This window comes from Streptomyces macrosporus (assembly GCF_039533145.1).
Classification (GTDB): Bacteria; Actinomycetota; Actinomycetes; order Streptomycetales; family Streptomycetaceae; genus Streptomyces; species Streptomyces macrosporus.
In genome coordinates this window covers 168567-193420 of record NZ_BAAASZ010000017.1, presented here as the reverse complement: position 1 = coordinate 193420, position 24854 = coordinate 168567, and the positions used below count along the sequence as shown (strand labels likewise).

Below are 24854 nucleotides of genomic sequence, written 5' to 3'. Positions count from 1 at the left end.
CCCCGGGAGGGACCGGCACCGGCCGGTCCCTCCCGGGGCGTACGGCTCACACCCGTGTCGCGCGCAGCAGCACCAGCCGCTCGGGGTAGAGCACCGGCGTCTGGAGCCCCGCCTCGGAGAGCACCCGGCCCGGCAGGCGGACCCCCTCCGGCGTCCACCACGGCAGGTGCGCCCCCCAGTGGTGGGCGTTGCCGTCGGGCAGGTCGCCGGGGGGCTGCGGACGCACGTGGTAGACGGCGTCGGGGTCCAGCCCCGGCAGCCCGATCGGCCCCGGCGGGTACAGCTCGGAGGAGGCCAGGGAGACGAGCGCGTACACCGCGTCCGAGCCGTCCTCGGCCACCACGCCGTGCAGATGGCAGGCCGGGTCCGGGTGGTCGGCGTGGACGGCCGTGCCCGTGTGGAGCAGGCCGCGCAGCTCCTTGTAGAGGGCCACCCACTCGCCCAGCCGTGCCAGGTCCGCCGGGCTCGCGGCGGTCAGGTCCCACTCGATGCCGAAGTGGCCGAACAGGGCCGTGCCCGCCCGGAAGTCGATCGAATGGCGGCGTCCGGTGGTGTGCGCGGTGTCGGAGCCCACGTGGGTGCCCATGAGTTCGAGGGGGACCAGCGCGTTGGTCCAGCGCTGGATGCGCTGCCGCTCCAGGGCGTCGATGCAGTCCGAGACCCACACCCGGTCGGTGCGCCGGAGGATCTCCAGGTCGACCCGTCCGCCGCCGGAGGAGCAGGACTCGATCTCCAGGCCGGGGTGCCGCCGGCGCAGCTCGTCCATCAGCCGGTACACCGCCAGCGTCTGTCCGTGCACGCCCGCGCGGCCGGTCGGCCGGTGGCCGGCCTCCACCAGGTCCCGGTTGTGGTCCCACTTCAGGTAGGAGATCGGGTACGTGCGCAGCAGCTCGTCCAGGCGCTCCAGGATGTGCGCGAACGCCTCGGGACGGGCGAGGTCGAGCACCTGCTGGTGGCGGGCCGCGCCGGGCAGCCGGTCGCCCGTGGCCATGATCCAGTCGGGGTGGGCGCGGGCCAGTTCGGAGTCCTCGTTGATCATCTCCGGCTCCACCCACAGGCCGAACTCCATGCCCAGCCCGGTCACGTGGTCGGTCAGCGGCCCCAGCCCGTCGGGCCACACCTCGTCCGAGACGTACCAGTCGCCCAGGCCCCGCCGGTCGTCGCGGCGCGAGCCGAACCAGCCGTCGTCCAGCACGAAGCGCTCGGCGCCCACCGCCGCCGCGGCGTCCGCCAACTCGCGCAGCCGCTCCAGGTCGTGGTCGAAGTAGACGGCCTCCCAGGTGTTGAGCGTGACGGGCCGGGGCGAGGAGGGGTGGTGCGGGCGGGACCGCAGCAGGCGGTGGAAGCGGGCGGACACCTCGTCCAGGCCCCTCCCGTACGAGCCGTACTGCCACGGCGTGGTGTAGGACTCGCCGGGGGCCAGCTCCACCTCGCCGGAGAGCAGCAGTTCGCCGGAGCCGAGCAGGGAGACGGAGTGGAAGGTGCGCTCGGCGAAGGTGCGGTGGTTGCCGGACCACGCGGTGTGCACCGCCCAGACCTCCCCCGAGCGGTTGCCGAAGCCGGCGGTGCCCGCGGCGAGCAGGTGGGCGCTGTCGTACCCGGTGCGCCCGGTGCGGTTCTCCCGCATCCGCAGCCCCTGGGTGAAGGCGGTGCGCTGCGGGCTGCGCTCGCGCAGGTGGTGCCCGGTGAAGTCCAGCAGTTCGGTGGCGACGGCGGGCACCGGCAGGGTGAGGTGCACGGCGTCCACGGCGAAGGGGGAGGGGCCGCGGTTGACGACCGTCGCGCGCTGGCGGACCAGGCCCGACGCGGTCAGCTCGATCGTCAGCTCCAGGTCCAGCGCGGCCGACGCGTCGTGGGCCCGGACGGTGACACTTCCGCCCCCTTCGCCGCTGGAGGAGTGGGACCGCGTCGACGAGGAGGCGTCCGGCACCGTCAGGGTCGCCTCGCGGACGGCGAAGGCCGTGGAGAAGTCCCTCCCGCCGCGGTTGCCGACCAGGCCCGGGGTGCCGAGCCAGCCCGCCGACTGTTCGGGGAGCACGGCCGGCTCGACCGGCCCGTCCACCGAGAAGCCGATGGGCTGCGGCGCCCGCGCGAGCTTCAGCGCCCGCAGCTCCGCGGGGTCGAGCGGACCGAGGTCGGCTCCCCAGTGGAGCACCCGGGGGAGGGTGCCGCCGGTCAGGTCGAGCACGAGGCCGACGCCGGCCGCGCGCAGCTGGGTCACCTCGAAGGAGAGGGGGAGGGAACGTGGTGCCACGGTGGTGTCTCCGTCCTGGCCAGACGGGCGCCGGAGGCGCCGTTGACTTACTTTATTCGGTGGCGTAAGAATCTCGGGCGACGATACTCGGCCGGTGAGGAGGAAATCCACGGGGAGAACCGGCCGTCCTTCCCACCGCTTCCCGGACCGTCTTCAGACCTGCCGCTCCGCGCAGCGGAGCCGATCGAGGAGTGAGCGCCGATGATCCGCCAAACCCTGCACGACGGCTGGCAGTTGTCGGCGATCGCGGGCCCCGTGCCGGAGCACGTCGCGGGGCGGACCGTCCCGGCCGCCGTCCCGGGCAGCGCCCACCTGGACCTGCTGGCGGCCGGCCTGATCCCCGACCCCTACCTGGACCGCGCCGAGGAGGAGCTGGTCTGGACGCACCGCACCGACTGGCGGTACACGCTCGCCTTCGAGACCGAGGCCGCCGGACCGGAGGAGCGGGTGGACCTGGTCTTCGAGGGCCTGGACACCGTGGCGACCATCGCGTTGGACGGGACGACGCTGGGCGGCACGGCCAACATGCACCGCAGCCACCGGTTCGACGTCCGTGCCGCCCTGGCCGCCGGCGGCGCCCACGAACTCACCGTCTCCTTCCGCTCCGCCCTGGAGTACGCCGAGGAGATCGAGCGCCGGCTCGGCCGCCGTGCCCACGTCTACCCGCACCCCTTCAACATGGTCCGCAAGATGGCCTGCAGCTTCGGCTGGGACTGGGGTCCGGACCTGCAGACGGCGGGCATCTGGAAGCCGGTGCGCCTGGAGCGCTGGCACACCGCCCGCCTGGCGCGGGTGCGCCCGCTGGTGACGGTGGACGCCGACGGCACCGGCCGCGTCGAGGTGCACGTCGACGTCGAGCGCTCCGAACCGGCGCGGGACACCGAACTGGAGCTGACCGCCACCGTGGCCGGCCGCGCCGAGCGCGTCACCGTCCCCGCCGGCGAGACCGCCGCGACGGTCACCGTCACCGTCCCCGACGCCCGGCTGTGGTGGCCCGTCGGCCACGGCGACCAGCCCCTGTACGGCCTCGCGGTCACCCTGGGGACGGCCGGGGCCGAGGAGCCGCTGGACGCCTGGGAGCGCCGCGTCGGCTTCCGCACCGTCACCGTGGACACCACCCCCGACGAGATCGGCACCCCCTTCACCCTCGTCGTCAACGGCAAGCCGATCTTCGTCAAGGGCGCCAACTGGATCCCGGACGACCACTTCCTCACCCGCGTCACGCGCGAGCGCCTCGAACGCCGCGTGGACCAGGCGGTGGGCGCCCACATGAACCTGCTGCGGGTGTGGGGCGGCGGCATCTACGAGACCGACGACTTCTACGACGTCTGCGACGAACGCGGCGTGCTGGTCTGGCAGGACTTCCCCTTCGCCTGCGCCTCCTACCCCGAGGAGGAACCGCTGTGGAGCGAGGTCGAGGCCGAGGCCCGCGAGAACGTCGTCCGCCTCGCCCCCCACCCCTCCCTCGCGCTGTGGAACGGCGCCAACGAGAACATGTGGGGCTTCCGCGACTGGGGCTGGCCCGAGGAGTTGGAGGGCCGCACCTGGGGCCTGGGCTACTACACCGAGCTGCTGCCGTCCATTGTGGCCGAACTCGACCCGACCCGCTTCTACTCCGCCAACAGCCCCTACAACCCCGGGATGCCGGTCGACGGGGTCCACCCCAACGACGAGAACCACGGCACCCGCCACGAGTGGGAGGTGTGGAACCGGCTCGACTACACCCACTACCGCGACCACGTCCCTCGGTTCTGCTCGGAGTTCGGCTTCCAGGGCCCGCCGACCTGGGCGACCCTGACGAAGTGGATCCACGACGATCCGCTGACCCCCACCTCGCCCGCCTTCCTGCTCCACCAGAAGGCCGAGGAGGGCAACGAGAAGCTCGACCGCGGCATGGCCCCCCACCTGCCCACCCCGAGGACGTTCGAGGACTGGCACTGGGCGACCCAGCTCAACCAGGCCCGCGCGGTCGCCTTCGGCATCGAGCACTTCCGCTCCTGGTGGCCGCGGACCGCCGGCGCGGTCGTCTGGCAGCTCAACGACTGCTGGCCGGTCACCTCCTGGGCCGCGGTCGACGGCGACGAGCGCCCCAAGCCGCTGTGGTACGGGCTGCGCCACGCCTACGCGCCCCGCCTGCTGACCGTGCAGCCCCGGGACGGCCGCCCGGTCCTGATGGCGGTCAACGACCACGACGAGCCCTGGCGGGGCGAGCTGCTCCTGGAGCGGCGGACGTTCTCGGGCGTCACGTTGCGGAGCGTTAAGCTTTCCCTTGACGTACCGGCCCGTTCGGTCACCCACATCGAACCCGCCGAGTCCCTGGTCAGCCCGGAGAACGCCCAGGAGGAGGTACTGGTGGCGACCGCACCGGACGCACGCACCGTCCACCTCTTCCGCGAGGACCGGGAACTGGCCTACGACCCCGACCCGCTGAAGGCGGAGGCCGTCGCGGTGCCCGGCGGCTACCGGGTGGACGTGCGGGCGACGTCCTTCGCGCGCGACGTCGCCGTCCTGGCCGACCGGGTCGCGCCCGACGCCGTCGTGGACGAGATGCTGGTGCCGATGCTCGCCGGGGAGTCGCGGTCCTTCACCGTCAGGACCGAGGCCGACATCGATCCCGCCGCGCTGACGGGGCCGCTGGTGCTGCGCTCCGCCAACGCCCTGAGCGCTCCGGTGGTGCGGTACTGAGTGAACGTCTCGGAACACGACAGGACGTCCGGCGCGGGCTTCTCGGGAGCCGTCGGACTGGTGCTCGCGCGCCCCGCGCGGCTGCTGGGCATCGAACCGTTCTTCATGGAGTTCATCGCGGGCATCGAGGAGCGCCTCGCCGAGCGCGGCCTGTCCGTGCTGCTGCACGTCGTGGCCACCCAGGAGGCGGAGATCGACGCCTACCGCCGGTGGGCGGCGCAGGGGCTGGTCGACACGGTCGTGGTGGTCAACCGCACCGTCGACGACAAGCGGCTTCCCGTCCTGCGGGAGCTCGGGCTGCCCGCCGTCCTCGTCGGCGCGGGCAGTGACGACGCCGACGGCACCGACGCCGCGGCGGGCGGCGGGGGCCCGGCCATGCCCGCGGTCCGCACCGACGACGCCGGGCCGGTGCGCGAGGCGCTCGCCCACCTGCTCGACCTCGGCCACCGGCGCATCGCCCGGGTCAGCGGTCCCGCCAACCTGCTGCACACCAGGGCCCGTACCGCGGCGCTGGTCGAGGGGTGCCGCGCGGTCGGCGTCGAGCCGGTGGTCGTGGAGGGCGACTACTCCGACGAGGCGGGCGCGAAGCTGACGACGGCGCTGCTGCGCCGGCCCGAGCCGCCCACCGCGATCCTCTACGACAACGACGTGATGGCGGTCGCGGGGCTGGGCGCGGCGAAGGAGATGGGCGTCGCCGTACCGGAGCGACTCAGCCTGATCGCCTGGGACGACTCCACCCTGTGCCGGCTGGCCTCACCGCCGCTGACCACCATGAGCGTGGACGTGCACCAGTACGGGGTGCTGGTCGCCGAGTCGGTGCTGGAGCTGATCGACGGCAGGCCGGTGGCGGAGCGGTGGTCTCCCACCGCCCGCTGCGTGCCCCGGGGCAGTACGGCGCCCTGCGCCGTCCCGTCCACCACCGTGTAGCCGGCGCCGCGCCGAGGACGGCGAAACCTCCGGGGAGGAGACCCGCACGGGCCTCCTCCCCGGAGGTCGTCGTCCCGGGCGGGTGGAGCGCCCGCCCGGAGTCGGCGTCGGTGACGTCAGTAGCCGCCGCCGTAGCCGTTGTGGTGACCGCCGTTGTGGCCGTTCCTCTTGCCGTTGTCGTGGCGGTTGTCGTGACGGTTGTCGTGGCCGCCGCGGTGGTCGTTGTGGCCGTTCTTCTTGCCACCGTTGTGACCGCCGTTGTGGTCGCCGCGGTGGTCGTTGTGACCGCCGTTGTAGCCGCCGCGGTGGTCGTTCCTCTTGTCGTCGCGGTGGTCGTTGCGGTGGTCGTTGCGGTGGTCGCCGCGGTGGTCGTTCTTCTTGTCGTTGCGGTGGTCGTTCTTGTAGTGGTGGTGGTGGTCGTTCTTCTCGTACTTGGTGTAGTGGTGGTGGCGACTGGAGTCGTTGATGCAGACGTTGCCGAACGCCGGGTTCAGCACGCCGAGGCCGCTGATGGTGTTGCCGCAGATGTTGATCGGGATGTCGATCGGCACCTGGACGACATTGCCGGAGAGGACGCCGGGGGAGCCGGCGGCGATGCCCTGCGCCCCGTCGTAGGCGGAGGCGGCGCCGGCGGAACCGGCCAGGACGGCACCGGCAGCGGCCGTCACGGCGGCGGCCTTGGCAATACGCGACATGGAAAGCACTCCTTATTGCGAACATTCGCCCAACCGCCCGACTAGCGGCGGTGGTGCCGTGACCAACGTCCGATCCGTCCAGAGGTCACCACGATTAGGCCGAATGGTGAACGGGCCGGTGACGACGCCCCACGACCCCCACCGTTTCGGGGGAATCCCCCCGGGTACCGGGATGCCGGCCCGACCCGATCGGAGGAGGTTCGATGAACGCGCACGAGGAATCCGCAGGCCGCGTCGCCGTGATCACGGGAGCGGACTCGGGAATCGGTCGCGCCACCGCCGTACGCCTGGCCGAGCAGGGGATGGACATAGGCATCACCTGGCACGAGGACGAGAAGGGCGCGCGGAAGACGGCGGAGGAGGTGCGGGCCCACGGACGCCGGGCCGCGATCGAGCGGATGGACCTCACGCGCCTTCCCCACGCGGCGGACGCCGTCGACCGGCTCGTCGCCGAACTCGGCAGGATCGACGTCCTGGTCAACAACGCCGGCACCGGCACCGCCACCCCCTTTCTCGACCTCGACTTCGACACCGTCCGCCAGGTCCTCGACGTCGACCTCCTCGGGCCCTTCCTGTGCGGGCAGCGCGCCGCCCGCCACATGGTCCGGCAGGGGGGCGGGGGCCGGATCGTCAACGTCACCAGCGTCCACGAGCACCAGCCGCGGGTGGGCGCCGCGCCCTACTGCGCGGCCAAGGGCGGGCTCGGCCTGCTCACCCAGGTCATGGCCCTGGAACTGGCCGCGGACGGCATCACCGTCAACGCCGTCGCCCCGGGCGAGATCGCCACTCCGATGACCGGCCAGGAGGACACCGACGTCCGCACCGAGCCCCGGCCCGGCATCCCCGCGGGGCGGCCCGGCGACGCCCGCGAGGTGGCCGCCGTGATCGCCTTCCTCGCGGGCCCGGACGCCTCCTACGTCACCGGCGCGTCGTGGGCGGTCGACGGCGGGATGCTGCGGATGGGCCCGCAGGCCGGCTCCCACCTGCCGGACGACTCCTGGCGCCGTCCCTGACCGGCGGCGTTGCTCCGGTTGGTGGACACCGGTTTTCCACCGGCGGCGCGAGAGGGCAGCATCGGTGTCCCGGAAGGAGACCGCGGACGGTCGCCCTCCCGGGCCACGGACCAAGCCCGCCACGAGCCGCCGGCTCGAACGAGACACAGTGTGGTGATCGGCAGTGACGGAGACCGCGCACGCGCCGCAGGGCGCCCCCTGCTGGGTCACCCTGCTGGTTCCCCATCTGGAGGCCGCGCAGCACTTCTATGGCGAACTGCTGGGCTGGCACTACCGGCCGGGCTCGCAGAAGCTCGGCGAGTACGAGATCGCGCTCTCCGAGGGGGTGCCGGTCGCCGGCATGGGCGAGGCCCGGGACAGCCTGAGGGCCTTCGTCGCCTGGACCCCCTACTTCGCCGCCGACAGCGTCGACGCCGTCGCCGGGCGGGTGCGGGAGCGCGGCGCCACCGTCGCCGTGGGACCGGTCAGGTTCGGGTCGGGCCGCGTGGCGTGGGCGGCCGACCCGGCGGGAGCGATCTTCGGCATCTGGGAGGGCCCGGTGACCCCGGGGTGGCGGGTGGGCGGCAGGACCAACGGCCCGGCCTGGCTGGAGCTGATCACCCGTGACGCCTTCGCCGCGGCCCTCTTCTACGGCGAGGTGTTCGGCTGGGACCGGGCCGACCCCGAGCGCTACGACATCCGCTACGAACACGACCGGGTGGTCCTGCGCATCGACAAGGAGACCGTGGCGGGGCTGAGCGGAGGGGCGGTGGAGGACGCGCCCGACCCGCGGATCAGGCCGCACTGGCACGTCCACTTCCGCGTCGAGGACGTCGAGGCGTCGGCGGCGAAGGCGACGTCCCTGGGAGCGGAGGTGGTGCTCCCGCCCGCCGACGCGCCGCCGGAGCGGCCGGTGGTCATCCGCGATCCGCAGGGCGCCCTGTTCTCCCTCGAGAGCGCCGGTTCCTGAGGACGGACCCCGAGGGACGGGGACGGGGCGGCCGATCCGGAGGTCAGCCCCCGCCCTCCTCGGCGCCTCCGCCGGCGCCGTCTGCGCCGCCGGCGCCATCGGCGTTCTCGTCGGCGAGCGTGAGCAGCCCCTGTCCGACCACGGCCTCCAACGACAGGGCGCGGTAGCCGACCGTGTCGAACAGGACGGTGACCCGGTCCTCCTCCTCGCTCATCACCAGCCCCTCGCCCCACTCCCGGTGGAGCACCCGCGCCCCGGTGCGGAACCGGCCGGCGTCCGGCCGCGGCGCTTCCCCGCCGTGGTCGTCGCGCTCCCGCGCGAGGCGCTCGAACTCCTCGCGGCCCTCCTCGCGCCTCTCCTCCGCCAGGCAGATGTCGCAGTTGCCGCACGGCGGCTCGTACTCCTCGCCGAAGTAGCCGAGCAGGAAGCGGCGCCGGCATCCGGCGGTCTCGGCGTAGCCGCGCATCATCTCCAGTCGGGACCGCTCCAGCCTGCGCCGCGTCTCCGCCGCCTCGACCGCGCGCTCGGCGGCCTCCTTCGGACGGAGGTCGCCGGCGGGAAGCAGCTCGCCGTCGGCGGTGGTGGTCACCGCGCCCGCCTCCTCCAGGAGGTTGACGGCGGCGGTGAGGCGGTTGGCCGACAGCCCGGTCAGCTCGCGCAGCCGGGCGGTGGACAGCGGGGCGCCGTGGCGTCGGATCCGCGCGGCGACGTCGGCCAGTGTCTTGGTGCGGGGACGCCCTCCGGAGAAGAACCTCCGCAACCCCAGGTCCTCGGGCCGGTAGTGCAGCGCGGCCGACGCCGGGGCGCCGTCCCGGCCCGCCCGGCCGATCTCCTGGTAGTAGGCGTCGGGGGAGCCGGGCACGGAGGCGTGCAGCACGAACCGCACGTCGGGCTTGTCGATGCCCATGCCGAAGGCGGAGGTGGCGACCACCACGTCCAGTTCGCCGTCGAGGAACGCGTCGTGCGCCCGGGAGCGTTCGGCCGCGCGCAGGCCCGCGTGGTAGGCGACGGCCGACAGGCCCAGCTCCGTCAGCCGCGCCGCGTACTCCTCGGCCTCCCGGCGGGTGGCCGTGTAGACGATGCCGGGCTTCGGCTCCTCGGCGGCCCGTTCCGCCACGGCCCGGCGCTTCTCCTCGTCGTCCCGGAACGAGCGCACCTCCAGCCGGAGGTTGGGCCGGTCGAAACCGGCGACGATCCGGGCGGGGTCCGCCATGCCCAGGCGTTCGACGATCTCCTCCCGCACGGGCGGGGCCGCCGTGGCGGTCAGGGCGAGGACGGTGGGCCGGTCCAGCCGCTCCACCACGTGCCCCAGGCGCAGGTAGTCGGGGCGGAAGTCGTGGCCCCAGGAGGAGACGCACTGGGCCTCGTCGACGACGAACAGCGAGGGACCGGTGCGCGCCAGCCGCTCCACCACCTCGTCCTTGGCGAGCTGCTCGGGGGAGAGCAGGAGGTACTCGGCGTCCCCCTCGTGGACGGCGCGCCACGCCTCGGCGGTCTCCCCGGCGGCCTGGTCGGAGTTGACCGCGACGGCGTCGGGGGCGTCGCTCTCCGACAGGCCCTCCACCTGGTCCCGCTGGAGGGCGACGAGGGGCGAGACGACCACGGCGGGGCCGGGCAGCAGCACCGCGGGCACCTGGTAGACGGCGGACTTCCCCGCGCCGGTGGGCATCACCACCAGGGTGTCCCTGCCGCGCAGCACCTGCCGCATGGCCTCGGCCTGGCCCGGGCGCAGTTCGTCCCAGCCGAAGACGTCGGCGGCGACGCGCCCGAGCCGGGCGAGGGTGGGGTCGACGTCCGCGCCGGTGCCGGCCGACTCGCAAGCGTCGGACATGGCCGTTCTCCTCTCGTGGGCTCCGGCGCGGGCCCGGACTCGGCGAGGTGCCTCAGCGGGACGCCTCGACGAGGGCGTCGGCCTCGCGCCGACGGTCCGTCCCGGGCTCCAGGTGGTACACCGCGAAGGCGCGGCGGATGACCGGCTGCGCCACGTTGCGCACCCGCACGCCGCCGCTGGTGATGCCGCGCTCGGTGCCCGCGTGGGCGTGTCCGTGCACGAACAGGTCGGCGCCGGCGGTGTCCGCCGCCTCGGCCAGCAGGTAGCTGCCCAGGAAGGGGTAGATCTCCAGCGGTTCCCCGGCGAGCGTGTCGGGCACCGGGGAGAAGTGCGTCAGGGCGACGCGCACGGCGCACCCCTGGTCCCGCAGCTCCTCCAGGGAGGTCCGCAGGCCCTCGGCGCAGCGCTGGGTGTGGCGCATGAAGTCCTTCATCACCCGCTCGCCGAACTCGCTGCCGCTGCGCCCGGCGAACCCCCCGCCGAAGCCCTTGGTGCCGGCGACGCCGACGGCGGTCCCGTCCACGTCGACGACCGTTCCCTCGCCTTCCAGGACGGTCACGCCCGCTTCCCGCAGGACGGCGGCGACCTCCTCCGGCCGCTCGTCCTGGTGGTCGTGGTTGCCCAGGACGGCGATCACCGGCACCGGCAGTCCGGAGACCTCGTCGGCCACGACCCGGGCCTCCTCCGGGGTGCCGTGCCGGGTCAGGTCCCCGGCGAGCAGCAGGAGGTCGGCGCACTCGTGGAGGGTCTCGAAGGCCGGCCGGAGCACCCCCCTGCTGTCCGGCCCCATGTGGATGTCACCGACGGCTGCGATGCGGATCATGCGAGTTCCTCCGAGCGGTCGGGAGCCGTGGCGTCGGCCACGACGATGTCGGTCCGTACCGGTACGTCGGCCAGTTCCTCCCGTACGACGCGCTCGATGGTGTCGCGGCACTCGCTCGTGGGGGCGGTGCCGGTGACCACCACCGTGCCGCCGCGGGCCTCGATGCGCATGCCCTGTTCGGCGATCTCCTCGTGGACGAGGCGTTCCTGAAGGTGGGCGATGCGGTACTCGGTGGCACCGGCGCTCTCCGGGGGGCTCGCCCGGTGCGTCTCACGGTCCGTCATGGGAGTTCTCCTCCGGTTCGATGACCTGCAGACGTTCCAGCAGGTAGAGGAAGGCGTCGGGCATCGGAGCCGATCCGCACTCGCGCCGCACCCGGGCCCAGTCGACCTTCTCCCGCAGGGCCCGCGCGATCGGCAGGACGGCGCCGAAGTCGCAGTGGTGCTCGGTGAAGGCGTTCAGCAGGCTGGCGACCAGATCGGTCACGGCCAGCACGGGCATGTGGACCGACTCCACGGAGAGCTGCTCGGCCCGCCCGAGCAGTTCGCGGGTCACCGGCTGCCGCGCCAGCTCGAAGATCAGGTCGATGTCCTGGCCCAGGCACTTCGCCTTGATCAGCCAGTCCTCCGGCGGCGTGTAGACCTCCAGCCCGGCCTTCCGCAGCGTGGCGGCCACCGCCTCGGCGTCCTCGGGGAGGATGCAGAAGTCGGCGTCGTGCTGGAGGTTGTCGGGGCCGCCGTGCGCGTAGACGGCCACGCTGCCCGCCAGCGCGAAGGGGTGGCCCGCGGCCTTGAGCAGGGTGGCCACCTGCTTGGTGGCCTCCAGGATGGCCTGGGTGAGATTCGGGGGCAGGTCCCCGTGAATCTCGTCGGACTCCCGGCGGTCCCGCCCTCCGCCGGGGCCGGCTGCCGGGCTCGGGCCGGGGGGAGCGCTCCGCTCCGCCGGTACCGTCTCGCCCGGGTGCTCCGTCACAGTCACTCCGATCTCCAGGTCGTCTCGTCGTTCCCCGCCGCCGGGTCGCCGGGTCGCCGGGTCGCCGGGCAGCGGTGTCGCGTGCGCGGCGGCACGGTGGCCTCGCGAGTGCTGGCCCCGGCTCTCCCGGCGTCCGGCCGGAGGTCCGGCGGCCTTCCACGACAGCACCGGTACCCGCCGCCGGCGGTTCGATACCGACGGATACCGGCGGTACGGGCCCGTGGGGACGGAGAGGACGGTTCGGACGGTTCGGGCGGGGCTCAGACGACGGTCGGGGCGATGCGCCGCAACTCCTCCAGCGCGGCGGCGACGGCGGGGTTCCCGTGCCCACCGCGGCGGGTGCAGGTGAGCAGCTTGCGGCTGGGGTTCCCGACGCAGGGCACGCGGACGACGGGCAGGTGCGGCGGGAGGTGCGCCAGGCGCGGCACGAGCGCGACGCCGAGCCGGTGCGCGACGAGCGTGGCGATGGCGTCCCAGGCCAGCGCGTGGTGCGCGACGGCCGGGGCGAACCCGGCCGCGCCGCACGCGGCGAGGGTGTGGGCGTGGCAGGTGCTGCCGGGCAGCGGGACGATCCACTCCGCGTCGGCCGCCTCGGCGAGGTCCACCCGGCGCCGTCGGGCGAGCGGGTGCGTGTCGGGGACGACGAGGTCGAAGGGGTCGTCCAGCAGCGGCCGTTGGTCGAACCGCGCGTCGTTCGGAGGCGGGGTGGTGGGGGCGGCCTCGACGATCGCGAGGTCGGCCTCCCGCTCGAAGAGGAGGTCGAAGCCGGCGCGCGGCTCCGTCTCCAGGATGCGCACGGTCAGCCGCGGATGACGGTCGCGCAGGGTCGCCGCCAGCGGGGCGAGCAGCGTGGAGACGGCGACCGGGAAGCCGCACACCCGCAGCGGGCCCGCCGGCTCGTCGTGCTGCGCGCGCAGTTCGGTCTCGGCCTGCTCCCAGCGCGCCTCGATCGCGTCGGCGTGCGCCAGCAGGGTCCGCGCCGCGGGGGTGAGACGCACCCGGCGGCCGTGCGGCTCCAGCAGGTCGACGCCCAGTTCGCGCCCGAGCTGCCGGATCTGCTGGGACGCGGCCGACGGCGTGAAGTGCAGGGCCCGCGCGGCGGCGGTGACCGTTCCGTAGTGGGCCACCGCCCTGAGGACGCGGAGGCGACGCAGGTCGATCATGTAGTTCACGCTTAACGGTTCGGAGTGGAAAGTCAACCTGGACATGGAATGTTCACGGCCTCCACCCTGGTCGGTGACAGCGGCCCGGAGAAAGGGCCGGGGGAAGGGGAGGAGCCGAGATGACCAGCCGGTGCCCACACTGCGGATGGCCGGATACGCAGCCGGTCCGGGTGGTCTCCCGGCACCGGACGTCCACGGGACAGACGGTGTGGACCCGGTGCGCCTGCGGTTCCCTGCAGGTGCGGGTCGTGGACGAGACGGGGGTCCGGATCGCCGTGCGCGGGCGCCCGGACCCCCGTGGACCGGGGACGGGCCGGTCCGTTCCGCTGCGCGCCCCGTGAGTCGGCGGCGGCCGTCCGCGCCCGCCGGCCCACGGGTGCCGCGCCCGCCGGGCGCGGCACCCCGCCGTCGGTCAGGGGACCGCGGTCCCCGCCGCCGGCCGGGAGGGAGGCGTCACGCGCCGCCCCCGCCGTCGGTCGGGCACTTCTTCCAGGCGAGCTGGTAGGTGGTGTTGACGGAACCGTCGGCGGAGTCCATCGCGATGAAGCTGGTGGTCTCCTTGGTGTTCGAGGTCCCGGCGTTGACCCGGAGCTCGGTGTTGATGTTGAAGTTCCTCAGCTCGCCGCACGGCGCCCAGACCAGGGCGCCGATCTCGGTCACGTCGTTGGTCTGCCAGTTGTCGTCGAACGGCCCGTTGAACGGGTGGACACCCTCGTTCGTCTGCTCCTGCCCCTGGAAGTAGTAGTGCGCCTTCTGTGTGGCGGTGGCGCCGTTCTCCAGGTACGCGTATCCGCGGTAGGTGACGCTCGCGACCGCGTAGGTGAAGCCCTGCGGGACGCGCACGGCCAGGTTGAGCTGACAGTTCTTCCGGAAGTCGGTGGGCTTGGCCCCCACGCCCACCTGGGCGAGGTAGTCGCTGTAGGTCACGGTGAAGGCCGTGTTGTCGGGGGCGACGGCCACGGCCGCCGTTCCCAGCGGGCAGCCCGAGCCGTTGACGGTGACGACCTCGATCACCATTCTGTCGGTCGGCGCGTCCTCGAAGTAGGGAGGCGTGGCGATGACGTTCGGGGAGAAGGACGAGGCGAATAACGCCGCGATCGCACTTCCCGCTGCAAGTGCTCCGGACATGGTTCTCCAATCGATCGTCTGTGGAGCGCGACGGAAAAGGGAAATCCGACGCGTTTGCCGAGTGGAACTCGCCGGTTCGCGCGTACCGCGCCGTCGGAACGCACACCGAACGCCGAACGCGCGTGGTGCGGTGCGGAGGAAAGGATCCGAGAGACGGACTCCCCCGTGTGCCCCGGTACCGCCGCACGGTCCCGGAGGCCACGGGGGCGGGTGCGGGCCTTCGACGCCTCGACGGCGACGGCCGGCCGGGCGCGGGGACGACGGCCCGCTCCGTTCGGTTCTCCGTGTCCGGGCGGGGCTTCCTCCGGGACGTCGGGGCGGACGACCGGGCGCCGTGGCGATCGGCGCCGGTCACCGGCCCGGGACGTCCGGAAGGCGGCCTGCCCGGAACCGGGTTCGACCCTCCCCAGGGGAGGTGCACCTCCCGCCGGCGGAGGGCCCGCCGGCGGAGGGTCCGGACACGGCTACGCGCGGACCGCGCGGATCAGCCGTCGCACTTCTTCCAGGCGATGTTGTAGACGGTGCTGACGGCACCGTCGGTGGAGTCCATGGTCATGAAGCTGGTGGTCTCCTTGACGTTGGAGTCGCCGCCGTCGACCCGGAGTTCGGTGTTGATGTTGAAGTTCCGCTCCACGCCGCAGGGGGCCCACACCAGTTCGCCGACCTCGGTCTTGTCGGTGGTCTGCCAGTTGCTGTCGAACGGTCCGGCGAAGCCGTGCGACGACGAGGCCGTCTGCGCCGACCCCTGGAAGTAGTACTGCGCCTTCTGCAGGGCGGTGGCGCCGTTCTCCAGGTAGCCGTATCCGCGGTAGGTGACGCCGGCGATCGCGTAGGTGAAGCCGTGCGGGACCTTCACACCGAGGTTGAGCTGGCAGTTCTTCCGGGCGTCGGTCGGGGACGCGCCCACGCCCACCTGGGCGAGGTAGTCGCTGTAGGTCACGGTGAAGGCCGTGTTGTCGGGGGCGACGGCCACGGCCGCCGTCCCCGCCGGGCAACCGGAACCGTTGACCGTGTTGATGCCGATCTGGATCTTCTCGGCGGGGACCGTGGAGGGCGTCTCCAGGTCCAGGGTGGGACCGGCCAGGGCCGAGGCGAGCAACGCCGCGGCCGCTCCGCCGGCGAGGAAGACTCCGGACATGACTCTCCAATCGTTCGTCGTGGGCGCGGAGGAGGAGAGCGGTTCCGACTCCGCCGGTCCACGGGCGTGGGATGTGCGGGTGTTGCCATCCGGGCTCCCGGAACTCCTCCGCGGGGTCGGACGCGGCGGCGTGTTCCCGGCGGACGGAGGCGACCGCTCGGCGAGGACGCGGTCGTCGGTGCCGTGCGCTCGCGCGGGCGCGGGTCCGGTCGGGTCGCGACCGGAGCGATCCACGCGCCCGGCGGGCCGGTGCGGGTGAACGGGACGTGCGTCCGTGGGGCGGGAGGGCGAGACGGTGTCGCTCGACCAGACGGTCGTCCGCGGCCTGGTCTCCTGCCGACCCATCAAGGGGGTGGGAGCGCTCCCAAGGTAAGGAGCGGAAGATGGTCGGGCAAGGTCTGGGACAACGCTCGGAGAACACGTCCGAAACGGAACCCCCGTGGCCGTGCCACCCAATCCGTCATGCGAACCGGAACCCGCGGGAGTTTCCCGCGAAGGGGCGTTCCGAGATTTCTTCCGGCTTTCCGTCGGTCTTCCGGCGCGGAATGCGCGGAGCCGTTCCCGGGAAACGGGCACCCCGTCCGGTAGTCGGCTCGTCGGGTACCGGACGGTGCCCCGCCCCCTCCTTCCCGCTCCTTCCCGACGGCCGGCGAAGAGCTTTCCACCCGTGAATTCCGGCCGGCCGGACCGGAGTCGGGCGAAAAGCCGCCCGGCCCCGAAGAGACCGCCGCGTCGCCGGCGGTGGGGAACGGCAGGCGCGTCGGCACGGCCGCCTCCGTCCCGCGGTCCGCCCCCTTGGAACGGCGGTTTCCGGGAACACGGGGGAGGGAAGCCCCCCTCATCGCCTCGGAGGTGCACGCCGGATGGCCCGCTCCGCCCGCAGGTCCTCACCCTCCTCCCGGTGGTTCGCCCTGCTCCTCGTCCCGGTGCTCGTGGTGCTGTTGGCGGCCGGTGTCCTGCTGGCCGGTCAACTGCGTCTGCTTCCGGATTCGTTGAACCCCTTCGCCACCCGCACCGAGGACCGGACCGGCCCCGCGCTGCTGAAGTCCCTGAAGGACATGAGCCGTTACGAGGGCGCCTCCGGAACCTTCCAGGTCGTCGTCGACCTGGAGAAGGACGCCAAGTTCCTGCCGGACGCGGTGCGCGGCAGCCGCACGCTGTTCGTCGGTACGGGCAGCGTCGGCGCGTACGTGGACCTCGGTGGCCTGGACGAGAAGGCCGTCACGGTCACGGACGACCGCAGGAGCGCCACGGTCAGGCTGCCGCGCGCCCGGTTGGAGAAGCCCGCGCTGGACGTCGAGCGCTCGTACGCCGTCGCCAAGGAACGCGGCCTGCTCGACCGGCTCGGCGACGCCTTCTCCGACAATCCGGGCGACGAGCGCGAGGTGCACAGGCTGGCCGTGCGGCGCATCGACGAGGCGGCACGGGAGAGCGGCCTGACGGCGCGGGCCGAGCGGAACACCGAGGAGATGCTGGAGAACCTGCTGCGCTCCCTGGGCTTCGAGCGGATCTCCGTGGTCTTCGAACGGAGGTGACGGACGGAACCGGCGGGCGGGACCGAACGGCCCTGATCGAACGGCCGGGACCGAACGGAGGGGTTCCGGCCCTGTTCCCCGGGGACGGCGGCCCGGCTATCGTACCGACCGGCCGGTAGGAAGCGGTTGTCCGGCCGATCGCCCACAGCCGTCTTCCAGGAGGACCACCATGCCGCGCGCCCTGTCCAACGGGATGGAACTGGAGTACGACACCTTCGGGGACCCGGACCGTCCGGCCATGCTGCTGATCATGGGGCTGGGCGCGCAGATGACCGTCTGGCGACCGGAGTTCTGCCGCGCCCTCGCCGAGCGGGGCTTCCACGTCATCCGGTACGACAACCGCGACTGCGGCCTGTCCACCTTCCTCGACGACTGCCCGCCGCCGGACATCGAGGCCATCCTGGCGGGCGACGCCTCCACGGTGCCCTACCGCCTCGCCGACATGGCCCGGGACGCCGCGGGGCTGCTCGACGCCCTGGGCGTCGACGCCGCGCACGTCGTCGGGGCGTCGATGGGCGGCATGATCGCCCAGCAACTCGTGATCGACCATCCGGACCGGGTCCTCTCGCTGTGCTCGATCATGTCCACCACCGGGGACCACTCGATCGGCACGGCCACCTCGGAGGCGCTGGCCGTGCTGACCGCACCGCCGGCCCGCACCCGGGAGGAGGCCGTGGAGCGGGCCGTGCGCTCCGCCGCCGTCATCGGTTCCCCCGCCCACCCGACCCCCGTCGAGGAACTGCGGGAGCGGGCGGCCGCCGCCTACGACCGCTCCCACCGGCCCGACGGCTTCGCCCGCCAGTACGCCGCGATCCTGGCCTCGCCCGACCGCACGCCGCGCCTGCGCGCCGTCACGGTCCCGACCCTGGTCGTCCACGGCGCCGACGACCCCCTCATCGACCGCAGCGGCGGCGAGGCGACGGCCGCGGCGGTACCCGGCGCCGAACTGATGGTGATCCCCGGCATGGGGCACGACCTCCCCGAACCGCTCTGGCCCGAGATCGTCGACGCCGTGACCCGCAACGCCGCCCGAGCCGGCGACCGTACGGCCGGGAACGCTCCCGACCGCTCCGCCGCCTCCGGACCGGTCGGCTGACGCCCCCGCCCTCCTCGTCCCGCGTCCGGGAACCGGGGCCTTGACCATGACACCGTGTGAGGTCCTGGACTGGGAAGCACCATGTTCACCATCGGAGACTTCGCCCAACACGGCCGCGTGTCGATCCGCATGCTGCGGCACTACGACGCGCTCGGACTGCTGCGCCCGGCCCGGGTCGACCCGGCCGGCGGCTACCGCTTCTACGCGGCGGCACAGCTCGCCCGACTCAACCGGATCATCGCCCTGAAGGACCTCGGCTTCACCCTCCGCCAGGTGAAGTCCATCCTCGACGAGGAAGTGGGCACCGAGGAACTGCGCGGGATGCTCCGGCTGCGCCGGGCGGAACCGGAGGAGGCCGTGGCGGTCGCCGGCGCGCGGCCGGCCCGGGTCGAGGCGAGGCTCCGGTCGATCGAGAGCGAGGGACACATGCCCACCGACGACGTCGTGGTCAAGAGCGTTCCACCCGTCCGGGTGGCCGAACTGACCGCCACCGCCGACAGTTACCAGCCCGAGGACATCGGCCCGGTCATCCGGCCGCTGTACGAGGAGCTGTGCCGCCGCCTGGAGCGCGCGGGCATCGCCCCGGCGGGGCCGGGCATCCGTCCACCGCGGTTCCATGGACGAGGTCCTGCCCACCGCCCAGGCCCTGACCCGCTGGATCGACACCAGCGGCCACCGCTCGGCCGGCTACGCGCGGGAGCTGTACCTGGAGTGTCCCGAGGGCACCGCGGAGTGGGTGACCGAACTCCAGGAGCCGATCGTCCCGGCCTGATCCGCCCGGCCCGACGCGTCCCGCCCGCCCTCGCCGCGGCGGGCGGGACGCGCCGGCGCCCTCAGCCCTCGACGCCGGTGGCGTGGTGGGGGGAGCCGACGGGCTTGGACTCCGGGGAGCCGCGCTGCCGCAGGTAGACCGAGAAGATCACCATGGAGGCGACGGCGAGCAGTTCGGACTGCCAGTTCTGCAGGGTGCGGGCCCAGAAGTCGGCGGAGGCCAGGTACCGGCCCCAGCCGACGGGGTCCTGGAGCCCCCGCAACCGCTGCTCGTTGTAGGCGGCCACGCCGGTGACGGACTGGGCCAGCCAGGTGAGCAGGAAGATGCCGCCCATGGTCAACCCCAGGGAGCGGGAGTACACCAGGCCCCGCCAGCCGCGGTCGGCGGCCCAGCGGGGAGAGTCCTCCCGGGCGTGCTCGCCGATCCGCTGCTCCTCGTCGGACTCGACGCCGATCCTGTGCAGTTCCTTGGACTCGGGCGAGCCACGCTGGACCAGCCAGACGGTGCCGAAGATGTAGAGGAAGAACTGCAGGTACTCCGACTGCCAGTTCTCGGTGACGTCCACGGCGAAGTCCGAGGAGGTCACGTACGACCGGAACCCCATCGGCTCCAGCCCCTCGGAGACCAGTTGGCTGTTGAACTCGGCCTGCCCGGCGAACGCCTGGGCCACCAGGACGACCAGGAAGCCGACCAGGAAGGCCAGAGTCAGGCTGTTGTCGCGCAGGAAGCGGCGCACGGCCGGCACACCTCCTCCGGGCGGTGACGAGGGGTCATCGCTGCATCAGTCCGACCGCGATGAAGCAGAGCGTCCCGGTCAGCACCAGCAGCAGGCAGAGCGCGAACAGCGCCTTCATTCCGCCTCACCCGCTCTGGATCCGGCACTGGTACGGCCGGCCCGGGCGAGGGGTGCAGCCGGCGGCGACGACCTTCCAGCCGGAGGAGAACCGGGACAGGAACAGGGTGTCGTCCTCGAACACGGCCATGGCCTGCCGGCCGTGGACGTCGACCCTCTCCACCGGGCCGGCGGTGGGCAGGTGTTGCTCGACGACCGCATCGTCGCAGGCGGTCCGCTCGGACCGCTCCAACTCCTGCTCCGTCTCGGGGGCCAGCACGGCGCACATCGCGGCACCGTCACCGGCCCGCGCCGCCTCGGCGAAGGAGGACGCCGCCGCCGAGGCGCCGTCGATCCGCTCCCGGGACGCGCCGCAGCCGCAGACCAGCGCCACGGCCGCCACGGCCGCCACGGCCGCCACCGCCGTCCGACGGGCGCGCCGTGCCGGACCCACCGTGGTCACCCCTCTCACGGCCAGGAGGGCTCGCTCCGCGGCACCACGACCAGTTCGGACATCACGCTGCCCTCGGGCACCGCCAGCGCGCACATGACCGCGTCCGCCACCACGTCCGGGCTCTGCAGCTTGGAGGTGTCGGCGTCGGGGAACCGCTCGGTCACGAACGGGGTCTCCATGCCGCCCGCGATCACCCCGGTGATCCCGATGCCGGGGCAGTCGCGCTGCGCCTCCTTGAAGAGGGTGTGGGTGAAGGCCCGTAGCCCGGACTTGCCCGCCGAGTAGGGGCCGGCCTCCGTCCAGGTGCGGTTCGCCGCCGTGGAGAGGATGTTGACGATGTGTCCGCCGCCGCGGGCCACCATGCGCCGATAGGCCTCCAGGCACAGGTACATCGGGCCCAGCAGATTGGTGGAGATCACCCGGGTGACCTCCTCGGCGGACAGGTGCTCGATCGGCTTGGAGACGTCCACGGCGGCGTTGTTGACCAGGACGTCCAACGCCCACGAGGCTTCGTCCAGTCGGCGGAAGACCGCCGCGACCGCCTCGGAGTCGCGGACGTCCAGCTCCAGGAACCGCACGTCCGCGCCCTCCTCCTCGCTCAGCCGGGCGCAGAACTTCTCGCCTTCCTCGCGCCGTACGTCCACCACCCGCACCGCGGCCCCGGCGCGTGCCAGGCGGCGGGTGACGGAGGCGCCCAACCCGCGGGCGCCCCCCGTCACCAGCGCGCGTCTGCCCGTCAGGTCCACATGCGCAGAACCGTTCACGGCGTTCCCTCCTTGGCTCGGTCGCCTCGACCGCTGTCGCGTCCGCCCGTGCCCGGCGGCACACGTCCGGCCGCCGGGGCCGTGGGGGCGGAATGGCTGCCCTGCCCCCGTGACGAGGGCGGAAACGGCCGTACACCCGGGCGCGGAGGGACAACCGCCCGGCCGACCCCGGAGGGTCGGCCGGGCGGGCGAACGGGGAGCGGTGACCGGGCCGGAGTCACCCGGAGATCATCGCTGCCCCTGCGTGGCGGTCTCCTCCTTCTGCTCCTCCTGCGCGGCGGCCATGTCCATGTAGAAGACCTCCCACAGGTGGCCGTCGGGGTCCTGGAAGCTGCGCGAGTACATGAAACCCTGGTCGGCGGGCTCGTTCGCGGGCGAGCCCCCGGAGGCCAGGGCCTTGTCCGCCAACTCGTCGACCTCCTCCCTGCTGTCCACGCCCAGCGCCAGGATGGCCTCGGTGCCGGAGGAGGCGTCGACGACGCCCTTGGGGGTGAAGGTCCTGAAGAACGGCTCGGTCAGCAGCATGGCGTAGATGTCGTCGCCGATGACCAGGCACCCGGCCTTGTCGTCCGTGAACCGCGGATCGAAGGAGAAGCCGAGCGCGGTGAAGAAGTCGGTCGACCGCTTCAGGTCCTTCACGGGAAGGTTGACGAAGAGCTTCTTCGACATGAAAGCCTCTTTCCTGCTGTGGCCCGGGATTTCCCGGGGATCTCTGCCGTTTTCTGTGGTTCTCTGCGGTTCTTTGGGGTTCTCTGGGGTTCTCCGCGGTTCTCCGTGGAGTCGTCGTTCGTGGTCCGCCGCTCCCGCCGTCGACCGCCGGACGCTCCGGAACCCCCGTTCCGGGCGGCGACGCCGGAAGCGGCCCGCACAGGGTGGACGGTGCGGCGGTGGAGAACTCATCGCTCCACCACCGCCGCTTCGCGCGCCGTCACCCGTGGGGCATCCCGTGTCACCGTCGGTGCCGGTGCCCGCGCGGGCGGCGATGAGTTTCGCCCGCCCGGCCGGTCCTTCCTGACGACGCCCACGACAGGAGGCCGGCCTTGGCCGCTCACGAGGAACCGCGGACCCCCCGTCCGAAGAGTCGCCGACCGTGCCCGGAGCCGGCGGGGCTCGTGCTCGCCGTCGACGGGCCGATCACCCGCGCCGACATCCCCGCGCTCTGCGAGCGTCTGGGCCGCCTGCTGAGCGGCACCCGCGCCGATCCGGTCACCGTGGACGTGGGCGAGTGCTCCGCAGCGGACCTGGTCACGGTCGAGGCCCTGGCCCGGCTGCAACTCACCGCGCTCCGCCGCGGCCGTCGGATCCGGCTGGGCCGCGCCGACGGCGACCTGCGGCGCCTGCTCGCCTGGACGGGGCTGGACGAGGAGGTGGGCGCCGCGGCCGCGCCGGACCCGGCCGGCTCAGCGGGGGTCGAGCCGCGGGGGCAGGCCGAACAGCGGGAACAGCCGGGCGGTGTCCAGGAACGCGTTGATCCCGGTGATCCGCCCCCCTGACACCTCGATGACCTGGAGCGCCCAGGGCGTGAAACCACCGTCCGGGGCGGGCCGGTACTGGCCGAAGCCCTGGCAGCCGTTCGCCGTGACCGGTACCAGCCGTGACCCCCGGCAGCCGGCGCCGTGCCCGACGAGCCACGCCCGTATGTCGGCGTGGCCGCGCAGCCACAGCTCGTAGGGCGGCATCGACAGGGTGGCGTCGTCGTGGAGGACCGAGGTGAGGGCGTCGAGGTCGTACGCCTCGAAGGCGCGGACGTAGCGGGCCAGGAGGACCCGCTGCTCCTCGTCCATCCCGTCCGTCCCGCCGTCGGCGGTGACGTCGCTCGCGGCCAGCGTCGCCCGCGCCCGCTGGAGCGCGCTGTTGACCGACGCGACCGTGGTGTCCAGCAGTTCGGCGACCTCGCTCGCCCTCCAGTTCAACACCTCGCGCAGGATGAGCACCGCCCGCTGCCGGGGCGCGAGGTGCTGGAGGGCCGCGACGAACGCCAACCGCACCGACTCCCGCGTCACGGCCGTCTCGGCCGGATCGCCTCCGTCCCCGAGGATCCTGCCGTCGGGCATCGGCTCGATCCAGGTGGTCTCGGGGAGCGCCGGCCCGGGCGGCAACTCCGCCCCGCCCGGGGACGACAGGTCCATGGGGCGGGCGCGCCGCGCGCTGCTCCCGAGCATGTCCAGGCACACGTTGGTGGCGATGCGGTACAGCCACGACCGCAGCGAGGACCGGCCCTCGAACCGGTCCAGGCCCCGCCAGGCGCGCACCATCGTCTCCTGGACGGCGTCCTCCGCCTCGAATGCCGATCCCAGCATCCGGTAGCAGTAGCCCGTCAGCTCCCTCCGGTGCCGCTCCAGCTTCCCTTCCGCCGACTCGCGCGTCGCCGCGCTCCTGGCGCTCTCCGTCGTCGCGACGTCACCCATCGAGTCCCCCTGTAGGCCTGGACTGTGCACGGCCGCTCCCTCGCGGCCGACCACTGCCCAGCAAACCACCGGCCACTGACAATCGCCCCCGGAAGCGGTTCCGGAGGCGGTCGGCCGCGGGGGAAGCCCGCCGGACCCCGCCTACCGGACGGCCGTGCGACGGCGGCGGGGGCCGAGGGGCAGCCGGAGCCGCCGCTTGAGCTCGTACAGCATCGGGTGCCGCTCCCGCGCCTCGCGGGTGTAGCGGTCGAGTTCCTCGGCCAGACGGGTGGAACGTTTCTCCACGTCCAACTCGTCGAGCAGGCGGTCGATCTCGGCCAGCAGCGCGCCCTGCAGGTGCCACTGGCGCGGGTGCCCCTTGACGCGGTCGAGCAGCAGGTGCGCGACCTTCTCGCGGCTGATGCGGCCGGCTTCCAGCTCGCGGGCCAGCCGCTCCTCCGCCTCCTCGGAACTGCTGCTCAACGGGCTGGTGACCAGGACGGCGAAGTTGCGCACGGTCTCGGCCAGATGTCCGAACAGCTCCTCCAGGACCTCGGCGACGTCCGAGGGGAACAGCGGCTCGTCCCTGCGGTGCACGGCCAGATCGGTCAGGGACCGCGACACCGACCGCAGCACGGAGGTGCAGATCTCCAGGGTGTCCAGACCGGTCCGCAGCACGACCCGGGAGAGCAGGGGCTCCTTGGCCCGGGGATTGAGGCGCAGACTCTCCTCCGCCTGGACGAGGGCGCGGTCGACCTGCACGATGTCGTTGTCCAGCCGCCGCGCCTCCTGGAGCCGCGCCGCGGCACGGTGCACCGGCGTGTGGGAGCCCGGCGACTCGCCCAGGTGCAGCAGCAGCCGCCGCATCCGTTCGGCCAGGTCCATCAGCGCTTCCTCGGCGGGCTGCACCCACACCGGGGGCACGAAGAAGAAGTTGAACAGGAGCCCGACCGCCGCGCCGATCAGGGTCTCCAACACCCGGGCCAGGGCCAGGTCGGTCGCGTGGGACACCCCCAGGACCAGCATGGCGCTGATCGCGACCTCGTTGATGAAGTCGCCCGCCCGCACCAGATGACCGATGCCCAGGGAGACCAGGATGATCAGACCCAGACTCCACCAGCTCAGACCGACCAGCGAACTGAAGACGACCGCGACCGTGACGCCCGCCACCACGGAGTTGACCCGGGTGATGCCGCTGGTGATCGTGGCGTAGAGGGTGACCTGGACGACCAGCAGCGCGGTCAGCGGGGCCAGCAGCGGGGCCCGGACGTCGAGCAGCCACAGGGCGGCCACGTAGGCCAGCGTCGCGGCGGCCGTGGAACGGAGAGCCTGGACGACCGCGGGCTCCCTGCGCCGCCTGACGAGTTCGGCCACGGGCGAGGGAACATCAGGCACGTGCTGTCCCTCCCCGTGCGGAGCGGATCGACACCGGTTGT

General features: G+C 73.1%; 21 protein-coding genes and 2 pseudogenes. 8 read left to right on the top strand and 15 right to left on the bottom strand.

Annotated elements, in window-relative coordinates; genetic code table 11:
- Window positions 1-46: 46 nt before the first annotated feature.
- On the bottom strand, window positions 47-2254 hold the full coding sequence (locus ABD335_RS09340) for an alpha-galactosidase (protein ID WP_344321670.1): 2208 nt from the start codon (window positions 2252-2254) through the stop codon (window positions 47-49).
- A gap of 201 nt (window positions 2255-2455) precedes the next feature.
- On the opposite strand from ABD335_RS09340, the gene ABD335_RS09335 reads away from it, so the two are divergent.
- Both ABD335_RS09335 and ABD335_RS09330 read left to right on the top strand, forming a co-directional pair.
- Entirely contained in the window at window positions 2456-4939 is a 2484-nt protein-coding gene (locus tag ABD335_RS09335; protein ID WP_344321669.1) for a glycoside hydrolase family 2 protein, read from the top strand.
- Window positions 4940-5866, top strand: a complete 927-nt coding sequence (locus tag ABD335_RS09330) for a LacI family DNA-binding transcriptional regulator (protein ID WP_344321668.1) — start codon at window positions 4940-4942, stop codon at window positions 5864-5866.
- A gap of 443 nt (window positions 5867-6309) precedes the next feature.
- Here the strand turns inward: ABD335_RS09330 and ABD335_RS09325 are convergent.
- Window positions 6310-6561: pseudogene (locus ABD335_RS09325) on the bottom strand (chaplin); the annotation flags it as partial.
- A 203-nt stretch (window positions 6562-6764) separates the two neighbouring features.
- On the opposite strand from ABD335_RS09325, the gene ABD335_RS09320 reads away from it, so the two are divergent.
- Window positions 6765-7574 (top strand): SDR family oxidoreductase, encoded by an 810-nt coding sequence (locus ABD335_RS09320; protein WP_344321667.1) that lies wholly within the window; start codon window positions 6765-6767, stop codon window positions 7572-7574.
- Between the two features lie 163 nt (window positions 7575-7737).
- Window positions 7738-8523 carry a VOC family protein gene (locus ABD335_RS09315; RefSeq protein WP_344321666.1) on the top strand — a complete coding sequence of 262 codons (786 nt, stop codon included), beginning with the start codon at window positions 7738-7740 and terminating at the stop codon, window positions 8521-8523.
- Between the two features lie 43 nt (window positions 8524-8566).
- On the opposite strand, the gene ABD335_RS09310 is transcribed toward ABD335_RS09315, so the two are convergent.
- The 7 genes from ABD335_RS09310 to ABD335_RS09280 all read right to left on the bottom strand — a co-directional run bounded on the left by ABD335_RS09310 (window position 8567) and on the right by ABD335_RS09280 (window position 15578).
- Window positions 8567-10354 carry a RecQ family ATP-dependent DNA helicase gene (locus ABD335_RS09310; RefSeq protein WP_344321665.1) on the bottom strand — a complete coding sequence of 596 codons (1788 nt, stop codon included), beginning with the start codon at window positions 10352-10354 and terminating at the stop codon, window positions 8567-8569.
- Between the two features lie 52 nt (window positions 10355-10406).
- Window positions 10407-11177, bottom strand: coding sequence for a metallophosphoesterase family protein (locus ABD335_RS09305; RefSeq protein ID WP_344321664.1), 771 nt, complete (start codon window positions 11175-11177; stop codon window positions 10407-10409).
- Window positions 11174-11461 (bottom strand): BON domain-containing protein, encoded by a 288-nt coding sequence (locus ABD335_RS09300; protein WP_344321662.1) that lies wholly within the window; start codon window positions 11459-11461, stop codon window positions 11174-11176. The genes ABD335_RS09305 and ABD335_RS09300 overlap by 4 nt, the downstream gene beginning before the upstream one ends.
- A complete protein-coding gene (locus ABD335_RS09295; RefSeq protein WP_425583601.1) occupies window positions 11448-12149 on the bottom strand; it encodes a hypothetical protein in 702 nt (233 codons plus the stop codon). Before ABD335_RS09295 ends, ABD335_RS09300 begins: the two co-directional genes overlap by 14 nt.
- 260 nt (window positions 12150-12409) lie before the next feature.
- Window positions 12410-13312, bottom strand: a complete 903-nt coding sequence (locus tag ABD335_RS09290) for a LysR family transcriptional regulator (protein ID WP_344321661.1) — start codon at window positions 13310-13312, stop codon at window positions 12410-12412.
- A gap of 453 nt (window positions 13313-13765) precedes the next feature.
- Window positions 13766-14440 (bottom strand): DUF4360 domain-containing protein, encoded by a 675-nt coding sequence (locus ABD335_RS09285; RefSeq protein WP_344321660.1) that lies wholly within the window; start codon window positions 14438-14440, stop codon window positions 13766-13768.
- Between the two features lie 484 nt (window positions 14441-14924).
- Window positions 14925-15578, bottom strand: coding sequence for a DUF4360 domain-containing protein (locus tag ABD335_RS09280; protein ID WP_344321659.1), 654 nt, complete (start codon window positions 15576-15578; stop codon window positions 14925-14927).
- A gap of 863 nt (window positions 15579-16441) precedes the next feature.
- Between ABD335_RS09280 and ABD335_RS09275 the strand changes: the two genes are divergently transcribed.
- The 3 genes and pseudogenes from ABD335_RS09275 (at window position 16442) to ABD335_RS09265 (ending at window position 18981) form a co-directional block, all read left to right on the top strand.
- A complete protein-coding gene (locus ABD335_RS09275; RefSeq protein ID WP_344321657.1) occupies window positions 16442-17113 on the top strand; it encodes a DUF4230 domain-containing protein in 672 nt (223 codons plus the stop codon).
- Between the two features lie 169 nt (window positions 17114-17282).
- On the top strand, window positions 17283-18209 hold the full coding sequence (locus ABD335_RS09270) for an alpha/beta fold hydrolase (protein ID WP_344321656.1): 927 nt from the start codon (window positions 17283-17285) through the stop codon (window positions 18207-18209).
- Window positions 18210-18290: 81 nt separating this feature from the next.
- A pseudogene (locus ABD335_RS09265) lies at window positions 18291-18981 on the top strand (MerR family transcriptional regulator).
- A 61-nt stretch (window positions 18982-19042) separates the two neighbouring features.
- Here the strand turns inward: ABD335_RS09265 and ABD335_RS09260 are convergent.
- From ABD335_RS09260 to ABD335_RS09245, 4 genes are all read right to left on the bottom strand, one after another.
- On the bottom strand, window positions 19043-19726 hold the full coding sequence (locus tag ABD335_RS09260) for a DUF6766 family protein (protein WP_344321655.1): 684 nt from the start codon (window positions 19724-19726) through the stop codon (window positions 19043-19045).
- A 115-nt stretch (window positions 19727-19841) separates the two neighbouring features.
- Complete coding sequence (locus tag ABD335_RS09255) at window positions 19842-20276, bottom strand: hypothetical protein (protein ID WP_344321654.1); 435 nt, start codon at window positions 20274-20276, stop codon at window positions 19842-19844.
- Window positions 20277-20281: 5 nt separating this feature from the next.
- Complete coding sequence (locus ABD335_RS09250; RefSeq protein ID WP_344321652.1) at window positions 20282-21031, bottom strand: SDR family oxidoreductase; 750 nt, start codon at window positions 21029-21031, stop codon at window positions 20282-20284.
- Window positions 21032-21259: 228 nt separating this feature from the next.
- Window positions 21260-21700 (bottom strand): VOC family protein, encoded by a 441-nt coding sequence (locus ABD335_RS09245; RefSeq protein WP_344321651.1) that lies wholly within the window; start codon window positions 21698-21700, stop codon window positions 21260-21262.
- Between the two features lie 443 nt (window positions 21701-22143).
- On the opposite strand from ABD335_RS09245, the gene ABD335_RS09240 reads away from it, so the two are divergent.
- Window positions 22144-22524, top strand: a complete 381-nt coding sequence (locus ABD335_RS09240) for an STAS domain-containing protein (RefSeq protein ID WP_344321650.1) — start codon at window positions 22144-22146, stop codon at window positions 22522-22524.
- On the opposite strand, the gene ABD335_RS09235 is transcribed toward ABD335_RS09240, so the two are convergent.
- Window positions 22432-23439, bottom strand: a complete 1008-nt coding sequence (locus tag ABD335_RS09235) for a sigma-70 family RNA polymerase sigma factor (RefSeq protein WP_344321649.1) — start codon at window positions 23437-23439, stop codon at window positions 22432-22434. The genes ABD335_RS09240 and ABD335_RS09235 overlap by 93 nt on opposite strands.
- A gap of 141 nt (window positions 23440-23580) precedes the next feature.
- Window positions 23581-24813, bottom strand: a complete 1233-nt coding sequence (locus tag ABD335_RS09230; protein ID WP_344321648.1) for an FUSC family protein — start codon at window positions 24811-24813, stop codon at window positions 23581-23583.
- Window positions 24814-24854 lie beyond the last annotated feature (41 nt).